Source organism: bacterium CG_4_10_14_0_2_um_filter_33_32 (assembly GCA_002792735.1).
GTDB lineage: Bacteria > Patescibacteriota > CPR2_A > CG2-30-33-46 > CG2-30-33-46 > CG2-30-33-46.
This window is the reverse complement of record PFOW01000045.1, coordinates 1-10,674: the sequence shown is the minus strand read 5'-3', so window position 1 is coordinate 10,674 and position 10,674 is coordinate 1. Positions and strand designations below refer to the sequence as shown.

Below are 10,674 nucleotides of genomic sequence, written 5' to 3'. Positions count from 1 at the left end.
TCGCCCGTAGGGCGACAATCAAAAGTCAGTGTCAGGATTTTGGGCGAAATAGGTTCGGATTTTGTCCAAAAGGTACCGCCAGAGTAGTTATTTTTTAAAGTAAAAATATCTGTTAAAATTAAAATAAGTAACCGGATAAAATATGAATAATGATAATAATGTTAATAATCACGTGAATGATATGAATCGAAGCTCTGAAGAAAAAGATTACAGGAATTATGCTGAAAAATTAAAACTAGAGTATGTTGATCTTAGGGGTTATCCTATTTCTTCGGATGCGCTTAGGATCATTGCCAAAGAAGACGCTATAAAGTATGGTGTAATTTCTTATCTTAGGGTGGGGAATAAAGTAAAAATTGCGACTCCTGACCCAGAGAGTGAAAAGTTTAAAAATTTTCTAGAATCATTAAGAAACATTACGAAATATAATTTTCTTATATCAATAACCTCTCCATCAAATATAGAAAATACTTTAGATCTTTATAATCTGGTTAAGGAAGAATCAGAGATAAAGCGGACTGATACTAAAATTGAGATAACAGCGGAAGAATTAGAAAGATTTAATCAGAGTATTAATTCACTAAGAGATTTAAAGGAAGAGCTTGAAAAAGTTCCCACCTCATTTCTTTTAGAGCTGATTATAACAGGGGCGCTAAAAACAGAGGCTTCTGATATTCATATTGAGGCCGAAGAAACAGAAGCCATAGTTAGATATAGGATAGATGGTGTGCTGCACCCGATTATTAGTTTGAGCCCAGATGCTTTAAAGGCAATAACTTCCAGGATTAAGTTTTTGGCTAAATTAAAACTTGATATAAACAAACTACCTCAAGACGGTAAGTTTTTTGTAAACAGTAGCGGACGAAGGATAGATATTAGGGTTTCCACATTGCCTGAAATGTTTGGTGAAAGCATTGTCATGAGGTTGTTGGATAAGGAACTAGGTTTTGTAAAGTTAGAAGAGCTTGGTTTAAATCAAGAGCAGTTTAATAGGATACGAGAAGCCTATCAGAAACCCCACGGCTTAATTTTTGTTACAGGACCAACAGGTTCAGGCAAAACTACTACTCTTTATGCTGTTTTAGAAAAACTAAATAAACCAGGTGTAAAAATTATTACTTTGGAAGATCCTGTTGAATATACACTACCTGGTGTTATCCAAAGTCAGGTTAATGCTGCTAACTATACATTTTCTTCAGGGCTTAGGTCTATTCTAAGGCAAGACCCAGATATCCTATTAGTAGGTGAGGTTCGAGATTTAGAAACTGCTGAGATGGCGATACAAGCCTCTCTTACTGGTCACTTAGTTCTAACGACCTTACACACAAACGATGTTTCTTCTTCAATACATCGTTTGATTGATATGGGGGTTAGACCGTTTTTGGTTGTAGATGCGATAAATCTGATAATGGCACAGAGATTAGTCAGGAAAATTTGTTCTAAATGTAGAGAGGAATATGTTCCAGAAAAAACCGTTATTGATGAAATTAAAAAGGTTATTCCAAGAGTGAAGTTAGGGAAATTCTTTAGGGGCAAAGGTTGTGACTTTTGCCACCATACCGGTTTTAAGGGTAGGATTGGTATTTTTGAAATGCTGGAGTTAGATGAAGAAATTAAGGAATTGACTTTAAGGGCCGCGACCTTAGATGAAATAAATAAAGCTGCTATTAAAAACGGTATGATTACAATGGAGCAAGACGGTTTATTGAAAGTATTGCAGGGTATCACTACTCCTGAGGAAGTTTGGAGAGTAGTTAAAGGTTAATTATTTATTTTATATATTCTTTGGCTAATTTTGCTAAGTCACCGCTTAGATCATATTCGATAGTTTTTAAGAAATAATCTTTATATTCTTTTTCGTTACTTTGTTTTTTATATAACTCTCCTAGTTTTAATGATATAAACGCAGAAGAAGGTTCTTTGGCTTCCGCTTTTTGTAAGTATTCCAACGCTTTTTCTTTATCTCCTTTTTCAACATACACCCAACCTAAAAGTTTATTGTTTTCTGCTGTAGCTGCTATTTTCTCAGCATCAGTCAATTTTCCTTGTTTTATGATTACATTTATTAAAGGCATTAGCACAGTTTCGTCTTTTGGAGCGAAAGTTAATGCTTTGTAGAAGTTTTCTTCAGCTGTCTTATTATTTCCTTGTTGTTCATTTATGTTACCTAACAATTTATAGGTATTTTTATTTTTATAGCCAAGGTTAACAGCTTTATTAATATTATTTATTGCTTCATTAGCATTGTTTTCTTTAAGTCTTACTTCGCCTAAAAAGTAATAAGACAATCCGTATGCCGGATCTTCTTGAATCGCCTTTTGGATGTTATCGCTAGCTTGATTATAATTTTCTTTTAAGATATTTGAATAACCTAAATATATAAATGCATCGCGATATTTTGGATTATCTTTTATGACTTTGTTGAGTATTATTTCTGCTAAATATGGTTCGTTTATTTCGTTTAAAGCTTCTGCTAAAGTAATAGATTTAAATGTTGTATTATCGCTATTTTGAATTTTTTCAAATGTTTTATTTATTATAGGCAAACTATCAACAGAACTTTCTTTAGATTTAAGATTGTTAATAATATCTTGTGATTCTTTCAATTGTCCTTTCGATATTAAAAAAAGGCTTTTATAAAATTTTCCTTTTTTACTATCTTGATTTAGTATATTTATTGCATCGTCAATTTTACCAAGATCGGCATATACTCTAGCTTTCTGCGTGCTTAGATTATCATCGTTACCAATTTTTCTTGGTATTTTTTTGATAACAGTTTCAGCGTCATTAATTTTATTTTCCAATATAAGAGTTTTGATTAGGTAAGTGTATGATATAGGATTTTTCTTATTTGCTTTAACCGCTTTTTTAAATTGTTTCTCTGCTTGATTGTAATTTTTATATAAAAGATATATCTCTCCAGTTTTTATATTTATATATTCATTATTAGGCATTAAGATTGATGCTTTTTCAAAATCCGATAGTGCGGATTTAAAATAATTTCTCGATAAATTATTAGCTCCCTTCTTTATATAAGAATCTGAAAGCTTAACTCTGAATACAGTAATAACAATTGCTACTAAAAAAATAGCCGCTAGAATTTTATATAAATTTATTTTGTTCATACTATGAGTATATCTGTTTTTAATACTTTAGGGCAAGTTTTTATAAAGGACTTTATTTATGATAAATTAATCTATTATCTATTTAGGTATGTACTTTAAAAGGAGTGTTTACATTGCTTCTTGAAAAAGAAACTCAAGATAAACAACTGACTAAATTAGAATGGATGTTTAGAGAAGCTGTTGATAAAAATCTACCGATAGCTGAAGTTCAGACAAAGTTAACCAAGCTTACTATTAAAAGGGAAGCTGCTGAATTTGAGGTAATATCAACTTTGGTCGGAAGGTTAGTCTATTTGGTAGAAAATAGTACAAAGATATAAGAAGGAGACATTATTGCTCTTATTAAAATAGCCGGTTGTATAAAACCATTCGAAGTATTATCTCCTCATCCTGGTATTGTTGTTAAAGTCTCAGTTTTTACTGAGAAATTATATAAATATTATCAGGCAGTAGAATATGGCACGGTGCTTGTCGTTATGGATGTTATTAAAGAAAGGGTGATTGATAATGAGAAAAAAATTTAGTTCAATTGATACCGAGGGCATGCTAAGCATTAAGAAGATAAATAGAGAAAAAAGCTTATTGTTTATTGATGATTCCGCAGGGAGAGAAGCTATAGTTCCAATATTCGATTTGCTAAAAATTTTAAACGAACAGGGCTGCTTAAAAGACAATGGTTTTTTTGGATATGATACTTTCCAGTCGGTTTTTACGTGGCGGTATGCTTCAGAAAAAATGCGCAGTGTTTTTTCCGTATTGTATGAACGGATAGAAATACCAGGGCGGATTTGGGTTGCTGTGGCTAAGGTTCAATCAAAACATGGAATAATTTCTACCGCTCAATATGAAGATATAAGAGATACCATAAACGGAATAATCAATAGTCCTGAGTCCCTTGATGTATTGTTAAGATCGCTTGAGCTGGAAAAAGAGTTTGATCATGATGTTATTGCTACAAAAGAGGCTTTTGCGGAGCTATGTAAGATAGGCGGTGGCGTAATACATCACGGTTTGACAAGTATGGATAACGTAAATAATACCGAAGCTATTATACTTGCGGAAGCATTAGCGATAATAGAATTGAAAATTAGAAAACTGTTGTCAATTTTAGTGCGGAGAATGGACGAGAATATTGGTTTAGTTTGTATGGGCTGGACTCATCTCGCTGCTGCTGAACCAATACCATTTCCATATAGGCTTGCTCAATATGCATATGATCTTTTTGACGATCTAAAGTCTTTAAACTCCTTAAAGATAAAAGGGAAAGGCTTTAAGGGTGCAGTAGGTACAAGCGCAAGTTATAAAGAAATGTTAGAGGGCAAAGGAATTACAGCTCAACAGTTTGAGAAAGAAGTGTTAGAAGAATTAGACTTAGATGCATTCAAGATTACTAATCAGACCATTAGACGTAAACAGGATTTAAAGGTCTTACAGCTTCTTTCTAATATTTCACAAAGTATCTACAGGATGGCAAGAGACATAAGGCTTTTAAGTGCATCATTTTTGATGGAGGTTTCAGAACCGTCAAAACCAAAACAAAAAGGTTCATCAGCAATGGCTCATAAGCTTCCTAATCCCATTAAGACAGAAAAGTCTTGTAGTCTGGCATTAATACCTTTTGTCTTAGAGCAAATAGCTTGGCTTAATGCCAGTCTTCCAATGCTTGAAAGAACTCTGGATGATAGTGCCAACAGAAGGATATTTATGCCAGAAGCATTTTTGGCCATAGACAAGATTTTTGATACAATGATTCGAGTATTGGATGGGCTAGTTATCAATGAAGCAATGATCAATGCCAATCTTGAGAAATTTGGAGTTTTTTCAGCCACCGAATCTTTACTGACAGAAATGGTCAATAAAGGCATCAATAGACAAGAGATGCATGATATTATAAACGAAGTTTGTAAAGAAGCTTGGTAGGAAGTTAAAAAGGGAAATCCTAATCCTTTAGTAGACCTTTTGGTTCGCCATAGATTTAGAGCTGGTTTTTGTAGTATGAACGATGTTAAAATAATTTTAAACTCTTATAAGAATCATATTGGTGATTCTCTAGAAAGAACACAAGAATTAATTCAAGAGATCAAACTGGAAACTAGCAACTAATAAAATAATTACATAGGTGACAAATATTTGTTACCTTTTTTATTTGACAAGATTGTATTGGCACAGTAAGCTTTTATAATGGTCATTTTTTAGACCTTGTTCATTGATAAAAGAAAGAAGGTGATTTTGATGGTTGATATAACTAATTATCACGAAAGAGAAGCTTTGGCAGTTAATGCTATCAAAAGAAATATACCCCCAGAACTTAGAAAAAGAATTATTGCTATAAGTGAAGGAGGTTTTTCTACCTTAAGCAGAATTGAAGATTATCATCGTGGTTTTGAATATGAAGTTACGGCAGTTGATGGGGTAGGGACAAAACTAATTATTGCTATAGCGATGAATAAATATGACACGATAGGTATCAATGCTGTTGCTATGGTAGCTAATGATATTGCAACATGGGGTAATGTTTTTTTGAATAGATTTATTAACCAAATCTCCTGCCAATATAAGATTGAAGAAGAGGAAATTACCGGCGAAATTATGAAAGGAATTGTTAAGGGTTTAACATTAGCCGATGAAGAAAGAATCAAACAAGGCAACGGTGTTATTATTGCTGGAGGTGAAACTGCTTCTATTGACGAGATGTTAGATTCACCAATAGCTGGTTATGGTTTTGATATTGCCGCCTCTTTTGTTGGTCATATTAGATCAGCTGATGCGGCATGCAAAACGATTGAGCCATGTTACTACATTTTAGGTTTTCGGTCTTTTGGTTCTCATTGCAATGGATATGCTAATCTGCGTCACGGTTTATTGAAAGGTGATTTTGAAGAGCGCAAAAAAATCAGAAAACTTTATAAAGGAAGATATTGCCTAGATGATAAAATGTATGGAACAGATCAGACAATAGGCGAAATCTTGTTAGAACCTACTCGGATTTATAGTCAAGTAATGCGTAAACTTGGAGAAAGATACTCCTATATTCAAGGCGCTAACATTACTGGCTACGGCTTAAAGAATTTTAATCGTATCGGTGCTGGAGTTGAATATCATATTACTGATCCGTTTGAGTCACAACCAATTTTCCAGCTTTATCAGGATGAGACTGGCGAATCTGATTATAAGATGTACGAGATTTTTAACATGGGACTAGGATTTGCCATCATGATCAGGCCGGAGCATTTTAGAGGTGTTATAGAGATTGCTTTAGGGGATGGCATGGACATTAAAAATATAAGAAAAATAGGCGAGGTAAGAAAATCCCCAGATTTAAAAAGCAGAACTATCCTTTATAAAGACGATAAAGAAATAACATTTGAAGGCTATCAGTAAAAGAGAGGACATGATTTTAGTGAAAATTGATAAAGGCGTAATGTATGAGAGTAATCTTCCTTACCCTGTGGTTCGCGGAAAAGTCAGAGATAATTATGATATATCTGAATTGATGGGATTCCCAACTTTGCTTATCGTGGCGACCGATAGAGTGTCGGCCTTTGATGTAGTGTCCGGAGATCCAATCCAATATAAAGGTGTAGTACTCACTCAGATGACACTTTTTTGGTTAGAATACCTTAATTTCTCCAATCATTTACTTACTGCCACCATAGATTACTATCCAAAAGAGCTGCAAAAATATAGAGATCAGCTTATGGGTCGTAGCATGATTGTTAGGATATTTAATATCTTTCCATTGGAGTGTATAGTTAGGGGTTATTTAACAGGGTCAGGTAAAGAAGATTATGATGAAATAGGTAAAGTGGACTGGCATGAATTACCAAAATGGTTAGTAGAAGCAAGTGAAATTGATCCCCCAATCTTTACTCCTTCAACTAAGGCAGAAATTGGAAAACATGACAAGAATATATACATGAGAGATGATGCTGTTTCTATATTAGTAACACATTTTTCTAAAAAAGATTTTGCGTGTTCAAAAAAAGCAGCATCGGATTTATTGGAAGAGTTAGAAGAAATTAGTATTTATCTATATAGTAAGGCAGCTGTCTACGCAGAGAATAGAGGAATAATTATTGCTGATACGAAATTTGAGTTGGCATATAATGTTACATTTGGCGGTTCAGGATTTATACTTTGCGATGAAGTTTTAACGCCAGATTCCTCCCGATTTTGGTCAAAGGATCAATATAAAGAAGGTGTTACACAACCAAGTTTTGATAAACAATATGTTAGAGATTATTTAAAATCATTAGGCTGGAGTAAGAAATCTGGTATACCAATGCCAAAATTACCTGAAGATGTAAAAGAAAAAACAACCGAAAAATACATTCAAGCATACGAAATGTTAACTGGTAAAAAATTCAATTTTTAGTTTTACACCCACAAGCGGCAATAGTAGCTTTTTTTATTTTGACAAAAGAAAAAGCACTAGAAGAGTGCTGAGTAAGAGTATCTGTTAATTTGAGGCGATGATTAATTTGGTTATATGCTATTATGCTATAGAATGTTTTGGCATTATTCCTTTTTCTACCATTGTGTTTATATTAAAGTCTGATATTTCAATTCTAACCCGATCCTTTTCTATTTCTTGCACGTTAGTTGAAATATCAATATGACCTAGAATGTTTTTGACATGGTTAGGAGGATATTTAGTAGAGAAATCAAAATATGGGTCTAAATTATTAATTGTTGCTGCTGCTGTCTGAATGATATCATTCATATGTGTCATTGAGTTGGAATTATCCAAAACAATCGCCCCCCTGTTTCAATGTTCAGATTATAAGAGAGATGTCTGTATTGCCAGATTTGATAATTATTCCTTTTTGGCTAGGAAGAGTATCATTTACTATAATATCTTCGAGTCTGGCAAGACGTTTCATAACATCCAAATCTATTTTATCAAACTTCTCGTTAGTAGAAAAGTAAGCTGTTAATAGTTTAGCTGGTTCTATCTTATTTTTTGCTCGCTCTACTCTTATTATTTTTATTATGTCTATGATTGAATTCGTATAATTCTCAACCTGTTTATTTATTGATTGTTTATCCTCTTTCGGCCACTCGGCTGATATCAAAGCATCTTTATCTACTAAGGTTTGCCAAATCTCTTCAGTAATAAAAGGTATAAATGGATGAAGCATTTTTAAGATATTTGCTAGACAATAAGATAATACTCTTTCCGTAGAATATTTTTTATTCTGATCTGTCATCTGAACTTTTGCTATTTCCAGATACCAATCAGCAAATTCATTCCAAATAAAATCATAAAGAATATTGCCCGCTTGGGATAGTTTGAAATTTTCTATATCATCAGAAACTTGTTTAATAACATTCTGTATTCTCGAAATTATCCATCTATCAAAGTTAGTCATTTTTTTTGATTCTGGCAAAGATGGATCCCATTTATCCAGATTTAAACTGATGAATCTTGAGATATTCCATATTTTATTAATGAAATTTTTGTTACCTCTTATTTTTTCATCCGATATCTTTAAGTCATTGCCTGGCGTTTGCCCAACAATAAGGCTAAGGCGTAAGGCATCAGTTCCGTATTTATCGATTATGTCTAAAGGGTTGATCACATTACCTAAAGATTTACTCATTTTTCTTCCTTGTATATCTCTGACCAATCCATGCAGATAAACTTTTTCAAAAGGAGTCTTTTTAGTAAAATAAAGTCCTGACATAATCATTCTTGCAACCCAGAAAAATATAATGTCATATCCGGTTTCTAGGACACTTGTAGGATAGAAGTATTTATAATCAGGTGTATTTTTCGGCCACCCCAAGGCAGCAAAGGGCCATAGAGCAGAGGAAAACCATGTGTCTAAAACGTCTGGGTCTCTGGTTAGCTTTATTGATTGACAGTTTGGGCAGTTCTCCTGTTCTGTCTCAGCTATAATTTCTTCATCGCATTCATCACAATACCATACAGGTATTTGATGTCCCCACCACAACTGTCTTGAAATAACCCAATCATGAATATTGTTCATCCAATTTAAATAAACTTTTCTAAATCTATCCGGAACAAATTCTACTTTTCTTTTTTCCGCTGCTTCAATTGCAGGTTTGGCCAATGAATCGATTTTTACAAACCATTGTTTAGATATCATGGGTTCTATAGTAGTATTGCATCTTTCGCAATGGCCAACTGAATGAAGATATTTTTCTTTCTTTTTTATTAAACCCATTTTTTCAAGTTCAGTAATAATTACATCACGCGCTGTATTAATATTTAATCCTTTGAACCCTCCTGCTTCAGAAGTCATCTTACCATCAAAACCTATCACTACCACTTCTTGCAGTCTGTGTCTTTTACCGATTTCGTAATCCAGGGGATCATGGGCAGGAGTTATTTTAACAGCTCCTGTGCCGAATTCCGGATCAATATCTTTGTCAGCAATAATCGGTATTTCACGGTTAACAAATGGAAGCCTTACGGTTTTACCAACAATTTTTTTATATCTTTTATCTTTATGGCTAACTGCAACAGCTGTATCACCTAACATAGTTTCCGGTCTTGTTGTAGCGACAGTTATTCCGCCTTTTTGATCAACAAAAGGGTATTCTATATAGTAAAGAAAACTTTTTTCTTCCTTATATATAACTTCTATATCGGAAACAACGGTTTCACATCTCGGGCACCAGTTGATAATGTATTCTCCTTTATAAATAAGCCCAGCTTTATAAAGTGAAACGAATTCATGTATTACTGCCTTTTCATATTCTTTATCTAAAGTAAATCTTTTTCTGTTCCAATCACATGAAGATCCCATTTTTCTAATTTGTTTATCTATATTATTGCCGTATTCATCAACCCACTGCCAAACTCTTTTTAGGAATTTTTCCCTTCCGAGTATATGTCTATTTTTTCCTTCTTTTTTAAGTTGTTTTTCAATAACATTTTGAGTTGCGATACCGGCATGATCAACGCCAGGAATCCAAAGGGTAGGAATTTGTTTCATTCTATTATATCTAATGAGCGTATCTTCGATGGATAGTGTTAAGGCATGTCCAATATGAAGATTTCCGGTTATATTGGGTGGAGGCATAGATATCACAAAAGGTTTTGCGTCTTTTTTTATTTTTGGTTTAAAATAATTTCCTTTTTCCCAAAATTGGTAAATTTTATCTTCAGTTTTTGCAGGGTTGTATACCCCTTCTATTTTCTTCATATTTTTCCTTGTAGTTATTCAAATAAAAAAAGATGGCCACTAAAGGATCCCAATATTAATAGGACGGTACCACCTTTATTGTCCGATGTAATCGGACCAACTTAATTTCTAGCTATTACGGGCTTTCCCGGCAAGTTTTACTTATCCCGAGCGTAGACATTTATTCAGAATGTTCTTCTTGCAACCCTTCCGATGTTTATTGGAGTTCTTCGGTGACATTATCCGAAGTTTAAGGTTTTTATAAATTTAATTTCATTTTAGTCAATATATAGTACATAGTCAATGTTCTGTACGCGTCACGCACATTTGAGACTCCGGAACAGTTTTTATTAAATAATCAATGGGTGAAATATTACCCAAAGATTGGTGTATTC

General features: G+C 33.4%; 8 protein-coding genes. 5 read left to right on the top strand and 3 right to left on the bottom strand.

The features are described from left to right. Positions 1-142: 142 nt before the first annotated feature. Positions 143-1,765, top strand: a complete 1,623-nt coding sequence (locus COX95_02740; protein PIZ85872.1) for a type II secretion system protein GspE — start codon at positions 143-145, stop codon at positions 1,763-1,765. Between the two features lie 4 nt (positions 1,766-1,769). On the opposite strand, the gene COX95_02735 is transcribed toward COX95_02740, so the two are convergent. Then, the gene (locus COX95_02735) at positions 1,770-3,125 is read right to left on the bottom strand and encodes a hypothetical protein (protein PIZ85871.1); all 1,356 of its coding nucleotides are present in this window, start codon (positions 3,123-3,125) and stop codon (positions 1,770-1,772) included. Positions 3,126-3,238: 113 nt separating this feature from the next. On the opposite strand from COX95_02735, the gene COX95_02730 reads away from it, so the two are divergent. The 4 genes from COX95_02730 to COX95_02715 all read left to right on the top strand — a co-directional run bounded on the left by COX95_02730 (position 3,239) and on the right by COX95_02715 (position 7,500). After that, positions 3,239-3,445: a hypothetical protein gene (locus tag COX95_02730; protein ID PIZ85870.1), complete on the top strand. Its 207-nt coding sequence runs from the start codon at positions 3,239-3,241 to the stop codon at positions 3,443-3,445. A 187-nt stretch (positions 3,446-3,632) separates the two neighbouring features. Further along, the gene (locus tag COX95_02725; GenBank protein ID PIZ85869.1) at positions 3,633-5,045 is read left to right on the top strand and encodes an adenylosuccinate lyase; all 1,413 of its coding nucleotides are present in this window, start codon (positions 3,633-3,635) and stop codon (positions 5,043-5,045) included. Between the two features lie 312 nt (positions 5,046-5,357). Next, positions 5,358-6,506 (top strand): hypothetical protein, encoded by a 1,149-nt coding sequence (locus COX95_02720; protein ID PIZ85868.1) that lies wholly within the window; start codon positions 5,358-5,360, stop codon positions 6,504-6,506. Between the two features lie 10 nt (positions 6,507-6,516). After that, a complete protein-coding gene (locus tag COX95_02715; protein PIZ85867.1) occupies positions 6,517-7,500 on the top strand; it encodes a phosphoribosylaminoimidazolesuccinocarboxamide synthase in 984 nt (327 codons plus the stop codon). A gap of 120 nt (positions 7,501-7,620) precedes the next feature. Here the strand turns inward: COX95_02715 and COX95_02710 are convergent, their stop codons facing one another. After that, positions 7,621-7,857, bottom strand: a complete 237-nt coding sequence (locus COX95_02710) for a hypothetical protein (protein PIZ85866.1) — start codon at positions 7,855-7,857, stop codon at positions 7,621-7,623. A 43-nt stretch (positions 7,858-7,900) separates the two neighbouring features. Further along, positions 7,901-10,300, bottom strand: coding sequence for a valine--tRNA ligase (locus tag COX95_02705; GenBank protein ID PIZ85865.1), 2,400 nt, complete (start codon positions 10,298-10,300; stop codon positions 7,901-7,903). Between the last annotated feature and the right edge of the window lie 374 nt (positions 10,301-10,674).